This is a genomic window from Goekera deserti (assembly GCF_010685995.1).
Taxonomy (GTDB): domain Bacteria; phylum Actinomycetota; class Actinomycetes; order Mycobacteriales; family Geodermatophilaceae; genus Goekera; species Goekera deserti.
In genome coordinates this window covers 235,358-254,677 of the sequence record NZ_JAAGWK010000005.1, presented here as the reverse complement: position 1 = coordinate 254,677, position 19,320 = coordinate 235,358, and the positions used below count along the sequence as shown (strand labels likewise).

Genomic DNA, 19,320 nt, shown 5'->3' with positions numbered 1-19,320 from the left:
ACACCCCCGTGAGCACCCCGCACGACGACGTCCGCGCACGGCTGGCCGGGCTCACCCTCGAGGACGAGCACCGCCTGGGCCGCCGGCTGGACAGCACCCGGCGCACCCGCGACCCGCTGGTCCGCGCCCGCCAGCGCGAGCAGGTGGCCGCCGACGTCGAGCGCGCCGAGCAGCGGGTCGCCGCCCGCCGCGCCGCCGTCCCGGTGCTGGACTACCCCGCGGAGCTGCCGGTCAGCGCGGCCCGCGAGGAGATCGCCGCCGCCATCCGGGACCACCAGGTGGTCGTCGTCGCCGGCGAGACGGGCTCGGGCAAGACCACGCAGCTGCCCAAGATCTGCCTGGAGCTCGGTCGCGGCGTGCGCGGCCGGATCGGGCACACCCAGCCGCGCCGGATCGCCGCCCGCACCGTGGCCGAGCGGATCGCCGAGGAGGTGGGCACGCCGCTGGGCCACCTGGTGGGCTGGAAGGTGCGCTTCACCGACCAGGTCTCGGACACCACCCTGGTCAAGCTGATGACCGACGGCGTGCTGCTGGCCGAGATCACCCGCGACCGCGAGCTGCGCCAGTACGACACGATCATCCTCGACGAGGCCCACGAGCGGAGCCTCAACATCGACTTCCTGCTGGGCTACCTGGCCCAGCTGCTGCCCCGCCGGCCGGACCTCAAGCTGGTCATCACGTCGGCCACCATCGACGTCGACCGGGTGGCGCGGCACTTCGGCGCCCGCGCCGACATCGGGCAGGGCGGCGGCGCGCCCGTCGTGGAGGTCAGCGGCCGCACCTACCCGGTCGAGGTGCGCTACCGGCCCGTCGTCGACCCCGACGACGAGGACGCCGACCCCGACCGGGACCAGGTGTCGGCCATCGTGGACGCCTGCGCGGAGCTGGTCGCGGAGGGCCCGGGCGACGTCCTGGTGTTCCTGGCCGGGGAGCGGGAGATCCGGGACACCGCCGACGCCCTCGCCGAGGCGGCGTTCCCGCACACCGAGGTGCTGCCGCTCTACTCGCGGCTGTCGGCCGCCGAGCAGCACCGGGTCTTCAGCAGCCACACCGGACGGCGGATCGTGCTGGCCACCAACGTCGCCGAGACGTCGCTGACGGTGCCCGGCATCCGCTACGTCGTCGACCCCGGCACCGCGCGGATCTCCCGGTACAGCCTGCGCACCAAGGTGCAGCGGCTGCCGATCGAGCCGATCAGCCAGGCGTCGGCCCGCCAGCGCTCGGGCCGCTGCGGGCGCACCAGCGACGGCATCGCCATCCGGCTGTACACCGAAGCCGACTTCGAGGGCCGGCCGGAGTTCACCGACCCGGAGATCCTGCGCACCAACCTGGCCTCGGTGCTGCTGCAGATGGCCTCGCTGGGCCTGGGCGACGTCGAGGACTTCCCGTTCGTCGACCCGCCGGACCGCCGCGCCGTCGCCGACGGGATCGCGCTGCTGGAGGAGCTGGGGGCGCTGCAGGACGGCCGGCTCACCGAGACCGGCCGCACCCTGGCCGCGCTGCCGCTGGACCCGCGGATGGCCCGGATGGTGGTGGAGGCCGACCGGCGCGGGGTGCTGGAGGAGGTGCTGGTCATCGCGGCCGGCATGACCGTGCAGGACGTGCGGGAGCGCCCCGCCGAGCACCAGCAGGCCGCCGACCAGAGCCACGCCCGCTTCGCCGACGAGAACTCCGACTTCCTGGCCCTGCTCAACCTGTGGCGGTACCTGGGCGAGCAGCAGGAGGTGCTCAGCGGCAACCAGTTCCGCCGCACCGTCAAGCGCGAGTTCCTGCACTACCTCCGCATCCGGGAGTGGCAGGACCTGCACGGCCAGCTGCGCTCGATCACCCGCCGGCTGGGCATGGCGCCGGGCGAGCTGGCGGCCGAGGCCGACGAGCGGGGGGTGCACACCGCCCTGGTGGCCGGGCTGCTGTCCCATGTCGGCGTGCTCGACGTGCCCAAGGACGCGGCCAAGGGCGCGCGGGGCCGGGAGTACCTCGGTGCGCGCAGCGCGCGCTTCGTGATCGCCCCCGGGACGCCGCTGGCGAAGAAGCCGCCGCGCTGGGTGGTGGCCGGCGAGCTGGTGGAGACCAGCCGGCTGTTCGCCCGGCGGGTGGCCCGCACCGACCCCGAGACCGTGGAGCAGCTGGCCGCGCACCTGGTCAAGCGGCAGTACTCCGAACCGCGGTGGGATGCCAGGCGCGGCTCGGTGGTGGCCACCGAGCGGGTGACGCTCTACGGCCTGCCGCTGGTCGTCGGGCGCACCGTGCAGTACGGCTCGATCGACCCCGAGGTCTCCCGCGAGCTGTTCGTCCGGCACGCGCTGGTGCAGGGCGAGTGGCGCACCCACCACCACTTCTGGACGGCGAACCAGCGCGCGCTGCAGCAGGTCGCCGACCTGGAGGAGAGGGCCCGCCGGCGTGACATCCGGGTCGACGACGAGACGGTGTTCGAGCTCTACGACGCCCGCGTGCCGGCCGACGTCGTCTCGGTGCGGCACTTCGACAGCTGGTGGAAGAAGCAGCGCCACCAGACGCCGGAGCTGCTCACCTTCACCCCGGAGATGCTCACCAACGCCGCCGCGGCCGACCAGGTGCGGGCCGAGGACTACCCGGACGAGGTGCACCTGACCCAGGGGCTGACCCTGCCGCTGTCCTACGCGTTCGCCCCGGGCAGCGCCGAGGACGGCGTCACCGTCGACGTGCCGCTGGCGGTGCTGGACACCGTGGCCGAGCAGACCGCGGGCGAGTCGCTGGCCTGGACGGTGCCCGGCCAGCGGGAGGAACTGGTCACCGCGCTGCTGCGCGGGCTGCCCAAGCAGCTGCGCCGCGGGCTGGTGCCGATCCCCGACCGGGTCCGGGAGGTGCTGCCGCACATCTCGCCGACCGAGGCGCTGCTGCCGGCGCTGGAGCGCGAGCTGCGCCGGGCCACCTCGGTGGTGGTGCCGCCGGACGCGTGGGCCCCGGACGCCGTGCCGCCGCACCTGCGGGCCACCTTCCGAGTGCTCGACGACTCGGACCGGCTGCTGGCCGAGGGCAAGGACCTGGGCGCGCTGCGGCAGGCCGTCGCCCCGCAGGCGCGGGCCAGCCTGGCCGCAGCCTCCGCCGACGTCGAGCGCACCGGGCTGACCTCCTGGACGATCGGCGACCTGCCGCGCACCGTGCAGGTGTCCCGCGGCGGGCACCTGGTCACGGCGTTCCTGGCGCTGGTGGACGAGGGCACGTCGGTCGCCGTCCGGGTGGTGGCAGGAGAGGTCGAGGCGCAGCGGCTGACCTGGCTGGGTGCGCGCCGGCTGCTGGTGCTCGCCGTCGGCTCGCCCGGGCGGGCGGTGACCAAGGGGCTCGGGCCCCGCACCCGGCTGGCGCTGCAGTTCAACCCGGACGGTGAGATCGCTGACCTGGTCGAGGACTGCGTGCTGGCCGCGGCCGGCTCACTGGTGGCGGCGGCCGGCGGCCCGCCGCGCACCGAGCAGGCCTTCACCGCGCTGGTCACCGACGCCCGGACCCGGTTGCGCACGGTGACCCAGGACGTCGTCCGCCGGGTCGAGGCGGTGCTGACCGAGGCCCGCGAGACGGCGATCGCCATCGGCGCCGCCCCGGGCCGCCGGGTCGCCGCCGAGGTGGTGGCCGACCTGCGCGCGCAGATGGGCGGGCTGCTGTACCGCGGGTTCGTCGCCGACGCCGGCCCCGCCCGGCTGCCGGACCTGGTCCGCTACCTCAAGGCGATGACCTACCGGCTGGAGCGGCTGCCGGCCAACGCCGCGCGGGATGCTCTCGGCGCGGCCCAGGTGGAGGCGGTCACCGCCGAGTACCGGCAGCTGCTGGCCCGCACACCCCGCACCGGGGCGCCGGACGACCCGGTGGTGCAGGTGCGCTGGATGATCGAGGAGCTGCGGGTCGCGGTCTTCGCCCAGGCCATCGGCACCCCGCGGCCGATCTCCGAGCAGCGCGTCTACAAGGCGATCGACAAGATCTCCGCCTGAAGCCGGGCGGGGTGCCGTGTGTGCCGTCCGACGTCCGGATGCCGTTTGCGCCGGTCAGCAGCCGGGGAGTGCACCTGGTGACCGTCCCACCGACGAAGGAGTCGACACGATGAGCGAGCCCAGCAGCCACACCGAGGCCGCCGGCGAGGGCCTGTCCGACCGCGAGATGGTCGAGACCGTCGCCGGTCAGACCGACAGCGCCTCCGAGCACGCCCAGGACGCCGGCAAGGACTGGGACGGCGAGGCCAGCCAGGCCCCCGACCCGAACGCCTCCGCCTGACCCGTCCTCGCGTGCCTCAGCGTTGATCAGCTGGGTTCACCGGCGTCCGGCCGGGATCACCAACGCTGGTGAGCTCGGCCGGACGGTGATCAGCTCAGCTGATCAATGCTGGGGGAGGCGGTCGACGCTGGACGGCGGGTCGAGGGCGGCGTCCCGGGCGGCGCCCCAGCCGGCCCAGCCCATGGGGGCCAGGACCGCCAGCAGCAGCACCACCGGCCAGGTCCACCCGCCGGTGAGGTCGTGCAGCGCGCCGAGCACCAGCGGCCCGGCCGAGGCCACCAGGTAGCCCACGCACTGGGCGACGCCGCCGAGCCGGGCGGCCACCAGCGGCGTCGAGCTGCGCAGCACGATGAGGGTGAGCGCCAGCGCGAAGCCGCCGCCCTGGGCCAGACCGAACACCGCCACCCACACCAGCGTCCCGGACGCCGGTGCCAGCAGCAGCCCGCCCAGCCCGACGACGTAGGCGCCCAGGACGGCGACCACCAGCGGCCGCTGCACCCGCATCCGCCCGGCGAGCGCCGGCGCGACCAGGGCACCGGCCGCGCCGGCGACGTTGGACAGGCCCAGCAGCAGCCCGCCCTCGCCGCGGGGCACCCCGGCGTCGGCCAGCAGCGTCGGCAGCCAGGCCGCGATCGAGTAGAACTGCACGCTCTGCATGCCCAGGAACGCCGTCACCTGCCGGGCCAGCGGCTGCCGCAGCAGGCTCCACGAGCCGGCGCCGGTGTCCGGGCCGGCACCCCGGCGGGAGCGGCCGGTGCCGGCGACCGGCAGCCACAGCGCGGTGGCCAGCACGGCCAGCACCAGCCAGGACGCCAGCGCCGCCCGCCAGTCCAGCCCGAGGGCGTCGGCGACCGGCACGGTGACGGCCGCGGCCGCGGCGGCGCCCACGTTCAGCGAGGCCGAGTACAGGCCCATCACCGCCCCGGGCCGCAGGAACTCACGCTTGACGTAGGCGGGCATCAGCACGTTCGCGATCGCGATGGCCGCACCGGCCACCAGGCTGCCGGCGTAGAGCGCGACCACCGGGTGCACCAGCCGCAGCGCGATGCCGGCGGCGAGCAGCAGCAGCGAGGCCGCGACCGCCGTCTCCAGCCCGACCCGACGGGCCAGCCGGGGCGCCACCGGGGCGAAGGCGCCGAAGCAGAGCACCGGCAGGGTGGTGAGCAGCCCCGCCAGCGCGCTGGACAGCCCGGTGTCGGCGCGGAGGTCGCCTAGCAGCGGGGCGACGGCGACCACGGCCGGGCGCTGGTTGAGGGCGACCAGCACGATGGCGGCCACCAGCAGCGCCGTCGCCGCCCGGGTGCGGTGCGCGGGGGACGTCGCCGGCGCAACGGGAGGCGCCTGGCCGGCTGTGGTCATCCCACGAGGAGACCACAGCGCGGTGGGCCACCTGGCAGGGTGCCGGGCGTCACACCGGTCTGGGAGAGTGCGGGGCGTCCCCTCCGTGCTGAGAGAAGGAACCGCATGAGCATCCTGGGCACGCGTGTCGTCCGCACCGAGGACCCGCTGTTCCTCACCCGCGGCGCCGTCTACACCGACGACCTGGCCGACCCGCGGCTGGCCGGGGCGCTGCACGCCACCATCGTCCGCTCGACGGTGGCGCACGGGCAGGTGCTGTCGGTGGACACCTCCGCCGCGCTCGAGGCGCCGGGCGTCGTCGCGGTGGTCACCGCCGCCGACCTGACCGGGCTCGACCCGCTGCCGGCCGGGGCGCCGAACGTCAACCAGGCGATGACCCGGCCCTGGCTGGCCGCGGACACCGTGCGCTTCGTCGGTGACATGGTCGCCGTGGTGCTCACCGAGGAGCGCTACCAGGGCGAGGACGCCGCCGAGCTGGTCGTCGTGGACATCGACCCGCTGCCCGCCGTGATCGGCACCGAGGCCGCCGCCCGGGACGACGTGCTGCTGTTCCCCGAGGCGGGCACCAACGTCGTCGCCGCCCTCGGCGGGCCGGCGCCGGAGGACCTCTTCGACGGCTGCGAGGTCGTCGTCACCCAGCGGGTGGTGAACCAGCGGGTGGCCCCGGTGCCGCTGGAGACCCGGGCGGCCTCCGCGGTGTGGGGTGAGGACGGCCGGGTCACCGTGTTCTGCTCCAACCAGGGCGCGCAGCAGGCCAAGGGGCAGATCGCCGGGTGGCTGGGCCTGGACCCCGCGCTGGTGCACCTGGTCACCCCGGACGTCGGCGGTGGGTTCGGCGCCAAGATCGGCGCGGACCCGGAGTTCGCGCTGGTGGTGTGGCTGGCCCAGCACGTGGGCCGGGCGGTGCGCTGGAGCGAGAGCCGCTCGGAGAACCTGCTGGGCATGGTGCACGGCCGCGCCCAGGACCAGGTCGTCACCGTCGGCGGCAGCCGGGACGGCACGATCACCGCCTACAGCCTGGAGATCGACCAGGACTCCGGGGCCTACCCGCGCTTCGGGCCGGTGCTGCCCGGGCTGACGATGCTCATGGCCCCCGGCACCTATGCCTTCCCCCGGGTGCACGCCCGGGCCCGCGCCCTGGCCACGAGCACCACCTCCATCGGCGCCTACCGCGGCGCCGGCCGGCCGGAGGCCACCGCCGCCGTCGAGCGGGCGGTGGACCTGTTCGCCGCCGAGATCGGCATGGACCCGGCCGACGTGCGGCGGAAGAACCTGGTGCCGGCCTTCGACACCCCGTTCACCACCGCGACGGGCGCGGTCTACGACTCCGGGGACTACACCGCGGCGCTGGACCGGGTGCTCGCGGCCGCCGGCTACGAGCAGCTGCGCGCCGAGCAGGCGGCCTGCCGCGCGCGCGGTGACGTGCGGCAGCTGGGCATCGGCATGGCCTGCTACGTGGAGATCACCGGCGCGAACACCGGCTTCGGCACCGTCGAGGAGGCCGAGCTGGAGGTGCACGCCGACGGCACCGCCACGGTGCTCACCGGCACCTCACCGCACGGCCAGGGGCACGCCACCACCTGGGCGATGATCGCCAGCGACCAGCTGGGCATCCCGGTGGAGAAGATCACCGTGCTGCACGGCGACACCGACCGGGTGCCCCGGGGCGGCGGCACGATGGGCTCGCGCAGCCTTCAGCAGGGCGGCGCCGCGGTGCACCAGGCGGCCGGGGAGCTGGTGGCGCTGGCGAAGAAGCGCGCCGCGGAGCTGCTGGAGGCGAACCCGGAGGACCTCGTCGTCGATCTGGCCGCGGCCGGGCTCGCGGTCCGGGGCACGCCGGGCACCGGGATCTCGTTCGCCGACCTGGCCGCGGAGGAGCAGCTGCTGGTGCACACCACGTTCTCGGCCGCCGCCCCGACCTTCCCGTTCGGCGCGCACCTGGTCGTCGTGGAGACCGACGTCGAGTCCGGCAAGGCGCAGGTGGTGCGGATCGTGACGGTCGACGACGCCGGCACGATCGTCAACCCGCTGCTCGCCGACGGTCAGCGGCACGGCGGCATCGCCCAGGGCGTCGCGCAGGCGCTGCTGGAGGAGGTGCTGTACGACCCCGACGGCAACCCGCAGACCTCGACGCTGGCCGACTACCCGTTCGTCTCGGCCACCGAGCTGCCCGACTTCGAGCTGGTGGAGATGGCCACCCCGACCCGCATGAACCCGCTCGGCGCCAAGGGCATCGGCGAGGCCGGGACCATCGGCTCCACCCCGGCGGTGCAGAACGCCGTCGTCGACTCGGTCGCCCACCTGGGCGTCCGGCACATCGACATGCCCGCCACGCCGATGCGGGTGTGGCGCGCGGTCCAGCAGGCCCAGCAGGAGGGGAACTGATGCACGTCACGATCACCGTCAACGGCCGGCAGCGCACCGAGGACGTCGAGCCGCGGCTGCTGCTGGCGCACTTCCTGCGCGACGTCTGCGGGCTGACCGCCACCAACATCGGCTGCGACTCCACGTCCTGCGGGGCGTGCACCGTGATCGTGGACGGGCTGACCGTGAAGAGCTGCACGGTGCTGGCGGTGCAGAGCGAGGGCGCCCAGGTGACCACGTGTGAGGGCCTCGCCGCCCCGGACGGCACCCTGCACCCGGTGCAGGAGGCGTTCCGCACCGAGCACGGGCTGCAGTGCGGCTTCTGCACCCCCGGCATGGTGATGGCCTCGATCGGCGTGCTCGCCGACAACCCGGACCCCACCGACCGGGAGGTACGCGAGGGCCTGGAGGGCAACCTCTGCCGCTGCACCGGCTACCACAACATCGTCCGCGCGGTCCGGACGGCGGCCCAGGCAGGCCCGTCCGCGGGCCGGGTCCCGCAGACGCAGGAGGTGCACTCGTGATCCCGGCGCCGTTCGAGTACGTGCGGGCCTCGTCGGTGGAGGAGGCGCTGGCCGCGCTGGCCGAGCACGGCGAGGACGCGAAGCTGATCGCCGGCGGGCACTCGCTGCTGCCGATCATGAAGCTGCGGCTGGCGGTGCCCTCGGTGCTGGTCGACATCAGCGGCATCCGGGAGCTGTCCTACGTGCGCGTGGACGGCGACGGTGCCGATGCCGTGGTGGCGATCGGCGCACTCACCCGGCACCACGAGCTGGAGACCTCCGACGTCGCCCGCGCCGAGGTGGGCCTGCTGCCGCACGTGGCCGGCCGGGTGGGCGACCCGCAGGTGCGCCACCGCGGCACCCTGGGCGGCACGGTCGCGCACTGCGACCCCGCGTCGGACCTGCCCACGGCGCTGCTCGCCCTCGGCGGCGACGTCGTCCTCGCCGGGCCGGGCGGGCGGCGCACCGTCCCGGTCACCGAGTTCTTCCTGGGCTTCTTCGAGACGGCCATGGACGACGGCGAGATGATCGTCGAGCTCCGGGTACCGCGCCTGGGCGACGCCGGCTGGGGCTACGAGAAGTTCACCCGCCGGGAGAACGACTGGCCGATCGTGGCCGCGGCGGCCGTGGCCGGCCGTGATGGCGGGGCTGCCCGCGTCGCGCTGGCGAACATGGCCGGCACGGTGCTGCGGGCCACGGCCACCGAGCAGGCGCTGGCCGGCGGCGCCTCGATCGCCGAGGCCGCGGCGCTGGCCGCCGAGGGCACCTCGCCGACGTCGGACATGCACGCCGATGCCGAGTACCGCTCGCACCTGGCCCGGTTGCTCACCCGCCGCGCGCTGGAGACCGCCACCACCCCCATCAGCGTCGCCGCGTAGCGCCTCTCCTCTCCCGGCCCCGCTGCAGGGCCCCGCCGCCGAGCCTGCGAGGTGGTGGGGCGCAGCGGGGTCCTCACCAGAGCTCGCGGTACCGGTCGGCGGCGGCCGGCATCCGGGAGTCGGCGTCCAGCAGCCACTTGCGGTTGTCCGTGGGCACGTTGAACTGCACCTCGTACAGCACCTGCCCGGGGCCGGAGCCGGCGTTCGCGGCGAACCAGCGGTGCAGGTTGTCCACGAAGGCGGGGGAGTCGCCGAAGTCGGCGTTGCCGGACCACTCCGAGACGGCCAGCGGCAGGCCGACGCTGCGGGCGAAGTCGAGGTGCTGCTGCAGCCCCCGGGGCGCACCGGTGGCGTCGGTGCCGTTGAGGTAGGCGTCCCAGTCGGCGTCGGAGGCCACGTACGGGAACTGGTTGTAGGCGTTGGTGCCCAGCACGTCGACGTACTCGGCGCCGGGGAACGTGGTGCGCCAGTCGATGCCGTTGGCCGACTCCCGGTTCACCGAGAACACCAGCTGGGCGGCGGGGACGATCTCCTGCTGCATCGCCCGGAACCGCTTCCAGGCCTCCTGGAAGGCGGCGACGTCACCGTCGCGGACCGACCAGGGGTACCAGGTCCCGTTCATCTCGTGGGCCAGCCGCACGTACAGGGTGGAGGTGCGTTCGCCCCAGAGCGTGCGCAGGTTGGTCAGCGACTCGCGCCAGCGGGCGTCGTAGGCGCCGGTGGCCGCCTGCTGCCAGGTCTCCCCGGGACCCAGCGCGCCGATGGCGATGTCCACCGGGCCGGCCCAGGAGTCCAGCGCGCCGCCGGGGCGCAGGGCCCAGAGCCCGGTCATCGAGCGGTTGTCGTCGGCCCACGTGCCGGCGATCTCCAGCGGGCTGCCGCGCCAGGCGGCGAGGTCGCCGTCCACCACGCCGGCGCCGGAGGCCCCGGACAGCCAGCCCACCGACGTGTCCGCGTCGGCCCGCGCCGCCGGCGCGGGGGTCACCACACCGGTGCTGGCCAGCAGTGCGCCGGCCACCAGCAGTACCGAACGGGTCGTCGTCGTGCTCGCTGGCATCTGTCCCCCTGACGCGGGCGCCACCGCTCCGGGGCGCCACGATGGAGGGTCGAGGCTATCCAGTCGGCAGTTCCTCGGTCTCGGGTACCCCGGTGCCCCGACCATGCGCGGTCATAGCGTCACAGCGGGTCAAGCGGGGCTGAGCATCCCGGCGCCGACGGTGGCGTTGGTGGCCTCGTCGACCAGGATGAACCGGCCGGTCACCCGGTTGCGGTGGTAGTCGTCGACGAACAGCGGCTGGGTGGTGCGCAGCCGGACCCGGCCGATGTCGTTGAGCCCCAGCTCGGCAGTGCCGTCCTCCCGGTGCAGCGTGTTGACGTCCAGCCGGTACAGCACCTCCTTGACCACGGCGCGCACCGAGCGGGTGGTGTGCTTGACCACCAGCCGCTGCCGTGGGCGCAGCGGCTCCTCGCTCATCCAGCTGACCATCGCGTCGAGGTCCTGGGTGACCTGCGGGGCGTTCTGCGGCCGGCAGACCAGGTCCCCGCGGGAGACGTCGAGGTCGTCGGCGAGCCGCAGGGTCACCGCCATCGGTGGGAAGGCGGCGTCCACCGGGCCGGACGGTCCGTCGATCGCGGCGATGGTCGTGGTGAGCCCGCTGGGCAGCACCTGCACCTCGTCACCGGGGCGCAGCACGCCACCGGCCACGGTGCCGGCGTAGCCCCGGTAGTCGTGGTGGGCGTCGCTCTGCGGCCGGATGACGTACTGCACCGGGAACCGGGCGTCGACCAGGTTCCGGTCACCGGCGACGTGCACGGTCTCCAGGTGGTGCAGCAGTGAGGCGCCGCCGTACCAGGGCGTGTTCTCCGACCGGGTGACCACGTTGTCGCCCTTCAGCGCCGACACCGGGACGACGGTCAGGTCGGGCAGCTCCAGCTTGGTGGCGAAGGCGGTGAACTCGTCGCGGATGGCCTCGAACACGTCTTGCGACCAGTCGACGAGGTCCATCTTGTTCACCGCCACCACCAGGTGCGGCACCCGCAGCAGCGAGGCCAGGAAGGCGTGCCGGCGGCTCTGCTCCAGCATGCCCTTGCGGGCGTCGACCAGCACGATCGCGAGGTCGGCGGTGGAGGCGCCGGTGACCATGTTGCGCGTGTACTGCACGTGGCCCGGGGTGTCGGCCAGGACGAAGGTGCGCCGCGGGGTGGTGAAGTACCGGTACGCCACGTCGATGGTGATGCCCTGCTCGCGCTCGGCGCGCAGGCCGTCGGTGAGCAGCGACAGGTCGACGTGGTCGCCGCGGCTGGCCTTCTCGATGGCGGCGTACTGGTCCTCGAAGACGGCCTTGCTGTCGTACAGCAGCCGGCCGATCAGGGTGCTCTTGCCGTCGTCGACGGACCCGGCGGTGGCGATCCGCACGATGTCCTTGCTGGCTGCTGCGATCTTCGCGGCCGCCTCGGCGAGGGCGCTGTGCGGGTCGATCCCGGCGTGCTGGGTGCTCTGGGTGTCGGTGTCGACGGGGGCCATCAGCGGGCCACCTCCGGTGTCCTGTCGGCGGTCCGTGGGCGCGGTCGGGCGCCTACGCTGGTGCGGCTGCCCCTGGGGAGGCCCGCATGTCCGTCCTGGTCGTCCTGGTGCCCGCGCTGGCCGTCGTGCTGGTGGGCTACGTGGTGGGCTACGGCGTCGCGCTGTGGGTCAGCGGCCTGCTGGGTGCCCCGCTGAGCCCCGCCGCGGCGGAGCTGGTGGGCTGGGCGACCGGGCTGGCGCTGCTGGGCGTGGTGTCCACGCTGCTCGGCCGGCGCTGGCTGCGCCGGCGGGATCGTCTGCGGGTGGAGCGGGGCCATCAGAAGTAGCCCTCCTTCTTGCGGTCCTCCATCGCGGCGTCGCTGACCTTGTCGTCGCCGCGGGTGGCGCCCCGCTCGGTCAGCCGGGTCACCGCGATCTCGGCGATGACCTGCTCGACGGTGGTGGCGTGCGAGGGGACGGCCGCGGTGAGGTTGGCGTCGCCCACGGTCCGGTAGCGGCAGCTCACCCGGGTCACCTGCTCGCCCTCGCGCGGGGTGATGAACTCGTTGACCGCGTAGAGCATGCCCTGCCGCTCGACGACGTCCCGCTCGCGCGCCAGGTACAGGTCGGGGATCGCGATCTGCTCCTGCGCGATGTAGCCCCAGATGTCCAGCTCGGTCCAGTTGGACAGCGGGAACACCCGGATCGACTCGCCCAGGTGGATCCGGCCGTTGTACAGGTCCCAGATCTCCGGCCGCTGGTTCTTCGGGTCCCACTGGCCGAACTCGTCACGGAAGGAGAACACCCGCTCCTTGGCCCGCGCCTTGTCCTCGTCGCGGCGGGCGCCGCCGAACAGGGCGGTGAACCCGTGCTCCTCGACGGCGTCCAGCAGCACCGGGGTCTGGATCCGGTTGCGCGACCCGTTGGGCTCCTGCTTCACGGTCCCCGCGGCGATCGCGTCGGGCACGCTGGCGACCACCAGCTCGACCCCGAGCTCGGCCACCCGGCGGTCGCGGAACGCCAGCACCTCGGGGAAGTTCAGCCCGGTGTCCACGTGCATGACCGGGAACGGGATGCGTGCCGGGGCGAAGGCCTTGCGGGCGAGCTCGAGCATCACGATCGAGTCCTTGCCGCCGGAGAACAGCAGCACCGGGCGCTCGAGCTCGGCGGCGACCTCGCGGATCACGTGTATCGACTCCGCCTCCAGCGTCTGCAGCTGGGTGAGCCGGTGGTCGGTCGTCGTCACGCGGGCGGGCTCCTGGTGTGGGCGGTCGAGGCACCGTCCCAACCGCATCGGCGAGGTCGGGATACCGCACAGTCTCCGGCATCACGCCACCCGCCCGTCACGCCCCCGCCCCGGCCCGCCGTGATGTTCGCCGACTCCCCGCCGAGACGGCCACCACAGCCGCGCCGAGACGGCCGACATCGCGCCGCCAAGATGGCCATCTTGGCGGGGCGGAAGTGTCGATCTCGGAGGTGGTGCCCGGGGGAGGTGGGGGGCGGGGGGTGGGGGGGTCAGGGGGTGGCGGCGATGGCGGCGAGGACCTCGGGGGCGCGCTCCGCGCGGCAGACGACGAGGTCGGGCAGCCAGGCGTCGGCGGCGTTGTAGACCAGCGGCGAACCGTCCAGTCGGGAGGTGTGCAGCCCCGCGGCGGCGGCGACGGCGACCGGGGCGGCGGAGTCCCACTGGTACATGCCGCCGGCGTGCACGTAGGCGTCGGCCTCACCCAGCAGCAGCGCCATGGTCTTGTAGCCGGCGGACCCGAGGGGCACCAGGGTGCCGCCGACGGCGGCGGCGACCCGCTCGGCCTCGGCGGGCCGCCGCGTGCGGGAGACGGCGATCCGCAGCGGCCCGGGCACCGGCAGCGGCACGTCGGACGGCGGCCAGGTGGTCAGCACGCTGCCCAGCGCGGGCAGCGCGACAGCGGCGGCGGTCAGCGCCCCGCCCGACCAGAGCGCGACGTGCACCGCCCAGTCGTGCCGGTCCGGCTCGCCGTACTCCCGGGTGCCGTCCAGCGGGTCGACGATCCACACCCGGTCGGCGGTGAGCCGGCGGCGGTCGTCCACGGCCTCCTCGCTGAAGACGACGTCCGCGGGCCGCTCGGCGGTGAGCAGGTCGGCGATGACCTGCTGGGCGGCGGCGTCCCCGGCGTCCCCCAGGGCGCGGCCGGTCAGGTCGCCGGCGGCGCGCAGCCCGAGCAGCGTGTCGGCCGCGGCGGAGGCGGCCCGGGCGGCGAGGGCCACGTCGTCGTTCACGGCTGTACCGCCGTGGCGTCGGTGGGCCGGCCGGGGGGTGTGTGCCGGCCGGCGGCGTCGGTGACGGTGGCGAAGTAGGCGTCCATCTTCTCCGCCCGGGGGGTGACGAAGATGCCGGTGGCCTGCACGAGCACCCGGTCGGGGGCATCGGCGGCCGCGATGCTGCCGGCCACGTCGGTGCGCCGGCCGGCGTTGCGCTCGACCCAGCCGCGCAGCACCAGCGGGACGCCGAGCGGCACCGGGCCGCGGTAGTCCAGCTCCAGGTGCGCGGTCATGCCCCACAACCCGGCGTGGATCGCGGCGGCGCCGAGCAGGTGGTCCATCAGCAGCCCGCTCATGCCGCCGTGCAGGTACCCCGGCGGGCCCTCGTAGAGCAGCCCTAGCGTCGCCTCGGCCCGGACGCCGCCGGCCGGGTCGCCCCGGAGAGTCAGCGGCGGCGCCACCGCGCTGCCCACCCCGGTCACCGGGGAGTAGACCCGCCGGAACGCCACCGGGTCGTCCAGCGGCGGCAGCCGACCCGGTGGCCGCCGGTCGGCCTCGAGCAGGGCGGTCGCCCGGCGGGCCTCGGCGGCGGCAGCGCGCAGCTCCTCAGGGCCGACGGCAGTGCTCACCGAGGCGTCCACGAGCGCGCGGAGCGCCGTGCCCAGCTCGGTGACAGCGGCCATCAGGTCGGCGTCGTACGGCAGTTCGGTCACCGCCGGACGGTAGCGGCGTTGCCGTCACCGCACCCGGGTCGGGTCAGGCCGGGCCCTCGACCGGGGGACCGACCGGGTCGCCGGGCGGGCCGGAGCGGGGCAGCCGGACGTCGAACCGCGCGCCCCGGCCGGGGGCCGTGCTCAGGCTGACGCTGCCCCCGTGCGCCCGGGTGAGCGCGTCGACGATGGACAGCCCCAGCCCGGAGCCGCCGACGGCGCGGGTGCGGGAGGCGTCGGCCCGGTAGAACCGCTCGAACACCCGCTCGGCGTCGGCCGGCTCCATGCCCGGCCCCTCGTCGGCGACCGAGACGACGACGACGTCCGGGTCGTCGGCCGGCTCGCTCAGCACGATGCGCACCGCAGCCTCGACCGGGGTGTGCGCCAGCGCGTTGGCCACCAGGTTGCCGATCACCTGGCGCAGCCGGGCCTCGTCACCGAGCACCACCGGGTCGTCGGTCAGCGAGGGGTCCAGCACCAGGCTGATCGGGCGGTCGGGCTGGACGGCGCGGGCGTCCTGCACCGCGTCGCCGCCCAGCTCGGCCAGGTCGACGGGCAGCACGGACAGCTCGCGCTGGCGGTCCAGCCGGGCCAGCTGCAGCAGGTCCTCGACGAGCATCCCCATCCGGGCGGCCTCGGACTCGATGCGCTGCATCATCCGGGCGGTCTCCTCGGCGGAGGTGGCCGCGCCGTGCCGGTGCAGCTCGGCGAAACCGCGGATGGAGGTGAGCGGGGTGCGCAGCTCGTGGCTGGCGTCGGCGATGAACCGGCGCATCCGGGTCTCCGACGCGCGGGCCTGCTCCTCCGACGCCCGGGCCTGCTCCTCGGAGGCGCGCTGCGCCTGGAAGGACGACTCGATGCGGGTCAGCATGCCGTTCAGCGCGTTGGACAGCCGGCCCACCTCGGTGCGCTCGTCACCGGTGGGCACGCGCCGGGACAGGTCGCCGTCGGCGATGGCCCGGGCGGTGTGCTCCACCTCGACCAGCGGGCGCAGGCTGGTACGCACCAGCAGCGTGCCGGCCACACCCAGGCTGATCAGCACCACGAGGCCGACGACGACCTCGAGGGCGACCAGCCGGGCCAGGACGTCGCGGTCCTCGGCGAGGTCGGTGGCGGCGATGATCGTCGTGCTCCCGGTGAGCTGGCCGACCATGACCCGCCATTGCCGGGTGCCGTCGATGGAGCGGACGGTGAACGGGCTCCCGGCGTACTGATCGATCGTTGCAGGAGTGATGCCGGAGAGTTCCGGCAACTGGCCAGCGTCGTAGTTGGCGGGCACGATCTCCTGGAGCGTGCCGTTGTTCCGAACGCACGCGAAGTAGGTGCCGGACGTGTACTGCAGTATCGAAGCGTTGTCACATGCCAGGAGCGTGCGTCCGACGTCGTTGAGCTGGCCCTGCACCGCGGTCGACAGCTTCACGTCCTGCTGTTCCGTCAGGTAGGTCCGCAGCAGCGCGGTGGCCCCCAGCCCGGTCGCGACCAGCGCGAAGCCCACCATGGTGACCACCAGCGCCACCAGGGTGACCCGCAGGGGCACCCGGCTGGCCGGGAACCGGTGCACCGCCGTCGAGCCGGTCCGCCCGTCGCCACCGGGCACCGGCCACGGACCGGACGCGGGTGGCCGCGGTGGGCCCGGGTCGGGCGAGGGCCACGGGCCGGACGCCGCCGGGGACGGCTCGGGGCCGGTGGGGACCTCCCCACCGGCCCCGCCGACGCTGGTCGTGCCGAGTGCGCTCACGTGCCGCGTGGCAGCCGCAACGTGTAGCCCACGCCGCGCAGCGTGTGCAGCAGGCGCGGCTCCGTGGTGTCGATCTTCCGGCGCAGGTAGGAGATGTAGGACTCCACGACGTTGGCCTCGCCGTTGAAGTCGTAGTTCCACACGTGGTCCAGGATCTGCGCCTTCGACAGCACCCGGCCGGAGTTGGCCATCAGGTAGCGCAGCAGCTTGAACTCCGTCGGCGACAGGCTCACCAGTGTGCCGGCCTTGATGACCTCGTGGGTCTCCTCGTCCAGCTCGATGTCGGCGAACGAGAGCTTCGGCGACGGTTCGGCCCGGCGGGTGGCCTGGCTGCGGCGCAGCACCGCCCGGATCCGGGCGAGCACCTCGTCGAGGCTGAACGGCTTGGTGACGTAGTCGTCGCCGCCCAGCGTCAGGCCGGAGACCTTGTCCTCGGCGGCGTCCCGGGCGGTGAGGAACAGCACCGGGGTGTGGGTGCCGTTCTGGCGCAGCCGGCGCACCACGCCGAAGCCGTCCAGCCCGGGCATCATCACGTCGAGCACGAGCAGGTCGGGCCGGAAGTCGGCGGCTACGGCGAGCGCCTGCTGGCCGTCGGCAGCGGTGGCCACCTCGAAGCCGGCGTAGCGCAGGCTCGCGGAGAGCAGCTCGCGGATGTTCGGCTCGTCGTCCACCACGAGCAGGCGCGCCTCGGGGGCCTTCGCGCCAGAGCCGCCGGCCGTCACGACCCCTCCCGATGTGCCTGCTGGTGCCGTCGTCGTCATGGCACGACCATCGGGCGGTGGACTGAGCTGGCCCTGGGGAACGCCTGTGAGGTCACTGGGAACCCCAGACCGCCCGACGCCGCGGAGCCTAGCCGCCCGGGGCCGTCGTCCGGCCCCGGCGCCAGTAGCCGATCGCGTGGTGCTGGGCCCGGCCCAGCCCCCAGCGGCCCCGCAGGTCGGCCCGGATCGAGCGGACCACCGACGACTCGGCCGCGACCCACGCGAAGAGGTCGTCGGTGGCCGGCCGCTCCAGTGCGCGGACGGCGTCGACGAGGTGGGTGGTGGTGCCGGGCTCGGCGCCGTCGCGGTGCAGCCAGCGCACGGTGACGCCGTCGGGTGCCTCCAGCACCTGCTCCTCCGCGGCGTCGGCGACCTCCAGCAGCGCGGTGCCCACGGTGCCGGGCGCCGCGGTCGCCAGGATCCGGGCGATCGCCGGGACCGCCGTCTCGTCGCCGGCCAGCAGCACCGTCCCGGCGGGGGAGTGGCCCAGCGCAGCGGCGCTGGCCACTGCGACCGGTGCGCCGGGCCCGGCGGCAGCGGCCCACGTGGCCGCCGGTCCGTCGCCGTGCAGCACGAAGTCGACGTCGACCTCGCCGGCGTCGACGTCCTGACGGCGGGCGGTGTAGCTGCGCATGCTGACGCCGTGGCTGCCGCCCGGCCACACGATCCGGCCGTCGCGGGCCACCTCGGGCCAGTGCGGGGACGGGTCGTCCACGCGCGGGACGAGCAGCGAGATCGTGGGTCCGGCGGCGGCCACGGCCGCCGCGGTGCCCAGCAGCGTCACCCGGCGCACCGACGGGGTGGGGGAGGCCACCCGCGCCACGGTCAGGACGTCGACCGGTCGCGGGCCGTCCTGCACGGGGACCGTGTCGGGGGGGCTGTCGGGAGCGCTCACGAGGCAGCAGCGTAGGCGCCGGCGCGGAGCGCGGGGCCGGCCCGGCCGGCCCCGGGGGAATGGGGACGACCGGACCGGCGATCGCGGGCGGGTGACCGTGCGTCACCGCTTCTGCGCTCTGAGCAGCAGCGATGAGTGATCTTCCCGCTGACGACCACGCTAGGTGATCACGGCTGCCGGCGCATGACCCGTCCGGGTGGTCTTCGCTCCACCGGAGGTGACCTGGGACGCCGGGGGTGCCCGTGCCGGCGCAGCGCCGGGTGCATGTGTGCCGCGGAAGGCGACCGGGCACGCACCCGGGAGCCCGCGGCGCGCCTGCCGGCGGGAGGCCGCCCGGCTGGACGCCACGACTGGCCGCGGCGTCGTACTGCGAGGACGGGAGCACCTGTGTCCGACGAGTTCACCAAGGGCGACCACGTGTCGTGGAAGAGCCACGGCAGCGAGGCGCACGGCGAGGTCACCAAGAAGATCACGAAGGAGACCGAGGCGGCGGGCCGCACGGTCAAGGCGAGCAAGGACGAGCCGCAGTACGAGGTGAAGAGCGACAAGAGCGGGAACTCGGCCGTGCACAAGCCCGGCGCCCTGCACGAGGACTGATCGCCCGGACGAGGGTGACGCACCACCACGGAGAGGACCCAGTGATGAGCGAGGCACTGAGCGGCGGGGCCGCCGAGCGCAGCACCAAGCACAGCCCCCGGCACGACGACGAGCTGGCGCACGAGATCGAGGGCATGATCCGCTCCGGCCGGTCGACCCATGCCGAGGAGTGGAAGGACCCGGAGCCGGTCGCCGAGGGGGAGCGGGACATCGACCGGGTCCCGGACGGCACCCTGCTCGGCGGCGTCCCGGAGGGCACGACCCCGGACGCCGTGGTCGCCCGGGCCGAGCTGGCCCGGTGGCTGGCCCGGGCCGACTTCCCGGCCACCGGCCCGGAGCTGGTCGAGGCCGCGCGGGACCGCCGGGCACCGGACGCCGTGGCCGACGAGCTGGCGAAGCTGCCCGACGGCCCGACCTACGAGCGGGTCGGCGACATCGCCCGGGCGCTGGGCTACCCGACCGAGACCTGAGCGCTGCGGCCGGCCGGGGCGCGTCGTCCCGGCCGGCTCTGTGGGGCGGCTGCGCCGCCGAG

17 protein-coding genes are annotated in these 19,320 nt (G+C 74.7%); 8 read left to right on the top strand and 9 right to left on the bottom strand.

The window, feature by feature from the left end:
* Positions 1-8 precede the first annotated feature (8 nt).
* A complete protein-coding gene (gene hrpA, locus G1H19_RS02750) occupies positions 9-3,962 on the top strand; it encodes an ATP-dependent RNA helicase HrpA (RefSeq protein ID WP_162393152.1) in 3,954 nt (1,317 codons plus the stop codon).
* 109 nt (positions 3,963-4,071) lie between these two features.
* Positions 4,072-4,242 carry a hypothetical protein gene (locus tag G1H19_RS22465; protein ID WP_174277982.1) on the top strand — a complete coding sequence of 57 codons (171 nt, stop codon included), beginning with the start codon at positions 4,072-4,074 and terminating at the stop codon, positions 4,240-4,242.
* 102 nt (positions 4,243-4,344) lie between these two features.
* Here the strand turns inward: G1H19_RS22465 and G1H19_RS02745 are convergent, their stop codons facing one another.
* On the bottom strand, positions 4,345-5,601 hold the full coding sequence (locus tag G1H19_RS02745) for an MFS transporter (protein ID WP_152730158.1): 1,257 nt from the start codon (positions 5,599-5,601) through the stop codon (positions 4,345-4,347).
* A gap of 105 nt (positions 5,602-5,706) precedes the next feature.
* On the opposite strand from G1H19_RS02745, the gene G1H19_RS02740 reads away from it, so the two are divergent.
* The 3 genes from G1H19_RS02740 to G1H19_RS02730 are packed head-to-tail and all read left to right on the top strand — an operon-like array spanning position 5,707 to position 9,346.
* Positions 5,707-7,986 (top strand): xanthine dehydrogenase family protein molybdopterin-binding subunit, encoded by a 2,280-nt coding sequence (locus G1H19_RS02740; RefSeq protein WP_152730157.1) that lies wholly within the window; start codon positions 5,707-5,709, stop codon positions 7,984-7,986.
* A complete protein-coding gene (locus tag G1H19_RS02735; protein WP_152730156.1) occupies positions 7,986-8,489 on the top strand; it encodes a (2Fe-2S)-binding protein in 504 nt (167 codons plus the stop codon). The genes G1H19_RS02740 and G1H19_RS02735 overlap by 1 nt, the downstream gene beginning before the upstream one ends.
* Complete coding sequence (locus G1H19_RS02730) at positions 8,486-9,346, top strand: FAD binding domain-containing protein (protein ID WP_162393151.1); 861 nt, start codon at positions 8,486-8,488, stop codon at positions 9,344-9,346. The genes G1H19_RS02735 and G1H19_RS02730 overlap by 4 nt, the downstream gene beginning before the upstream one ends.
* 73 nt (positions 9,347-9,419) lie before the next feature.
* Here G1H19_RS02730 and G1H19_RS02725 read toward each other — a convergent pair whose 3' ends face one another.
* Positions 9,420-10,403, bottom strand: coding sequence for a glycosyl hydrolase (locus G1H19_RS02725; protein ID WP_162393150.1), 984 nt, complete (start codon positions 10,401-10,403; stop codon positions 9,420-9,422).
* Between the two features lie 129 nt (positions 10,404-10,532).
* On the bottom strand, positions 10,533-11,870 hold the full coding sequence (locus G1H19_RS02720; protein WP_152730154.1) for a sulfate adenylyltransferase subunit 1: 1,338 nt from the start codon (positions 11,868-11,870) through the stop codon (positions 10,533-10,535).
* Positions 11,871-11,956: 86 nt separating this feature from the next.
* On the opposite strand from G1H19_RS02720, the gene G1H19_RS02715 reads away from it, so the two are divergent.
* Positions 11,957-12,196 carry a hypothetical protein gene (locus G1H19_RS02715; RefSeq protein WP_152730153.1) on the top strand — a complete coding sequence of 80 codons (240 nt, stop codon included), beginning with the start codon at positions 11,957-11,959 and terminating at the stop codon, positions 12,194-12,196.
* Here G1H19_RS02715 and cysD read toward each other — a convergent pair.
* From cysD to G1H19_RS02685, 6 genes are all read right to left on the bottom strand, one after another.
* Positions 12,187-13,095, bottom strand: coding sequence for a sulfate adenylyltransferase subunit CysD (gene cysD, locus G1H19_RS02710; RefSeq protein ID WP_162393149.1), 909 nt, complete (start codon positions 13,093-13,095; stop codon positions 12,187-12,189). The genes G1H19_RS02715 and cysD overlap by 10 nt on opposite strands.
* 269 nt (positions 13,096-13,364) lie before the next feature.
* Complete coding sequence (locus G1H19_RS02705; RefSeq protein ID WP_162393148.1) at positions 13,365-14,105, bottom strand: inositol monophosphatase family protein; 741 nt, start codon at positions 14,103-14,105, stop codon at positions 13,365-13,367.
* Positions 14,102-14,800: a PaaI family thioesterase gene (locus tag G1H19_RS02700; protein WP_235928173.1), complete on the bottom strand. Its 699-nt coding sequence runs from the start codon at positions 14,798-14,800 to the stop codon at positions 14,102-14,104. Before G1H19_RS02700 ends, G1H19_RS02705 begins: the two co-directional genes overlap by 4 nt.
* Before the next feature lie 43 nt (positions 14,801-14,843).
* On the bottom strand, positions 14,844-16,394 hold the full coding sequence (locus G1H19_RS02695; RefSeq protein WP_235928172.1) for a sensor histidine kinase: 1,551 nt from the start codon (positions 16,392-16,394) through the stop codon (positions 14,844-14,846).
* 137 nt (positions 16,395-16,531) lie between these two features.
* Positions 16,532-17,257: a response regulator transcription factor gene (locus tag G1H19_RS02690; protein WP_162393147.1), complete on the bottom strand. Its 726-nt coding sequence runs from the start codon at positions 17,255-17,257 to the stop codon at positions 16,532-16,534.
* A 127-nt stretch (positions 17,258-17,384) separates the two neighbouring features.
* Complete coding sequence (locus tag G1H19_RS02685) at positions 17,385-18,191, bottom strand: siderophore-interacting protein (protein ID WP_235928171.1); 807 nt, start codon at positions 18,189-18,191, stop codon at positions 17,385-17,387.
* A gap of 387 nt (positions 18,192-18,578) precedes the next feature.
* Here G1H19_RS02685 and G1H19_RS24320 point away from each other — a divergent pair, with 387 nt between their 5' ends.
* Both G1H19_RS24320 and G1H19_RS23770 read left to right on the top strand, forming a co-directional pair.
* Complete coding sequence (locus G1H19_RS24320) at positions 18,579-18,788, top strand: hypervirulence associated TUDOR domain-containing protein (RefSeq protein WP_162393146.1); 210 nt, start codon at positions 18,579-18,581, stop codon at positions 18,786-18,788.
* A 44-nt stretch (positions 18,789-18,832) separates the two neighbouring features.
* Positions 18,833-19,258 (top strand): DUF2795 domain-containing protein, encoded by a 426-nt coding sequence (locus G1H19_RS23770; RefSeq protein WP_152730150.1) that lies wholly within the window; start codon positions 18,833-18,835, stop codon positions 19,256-19,258.
* Positions 19,259-19,320: the final 62 nt, after the last annotated feature.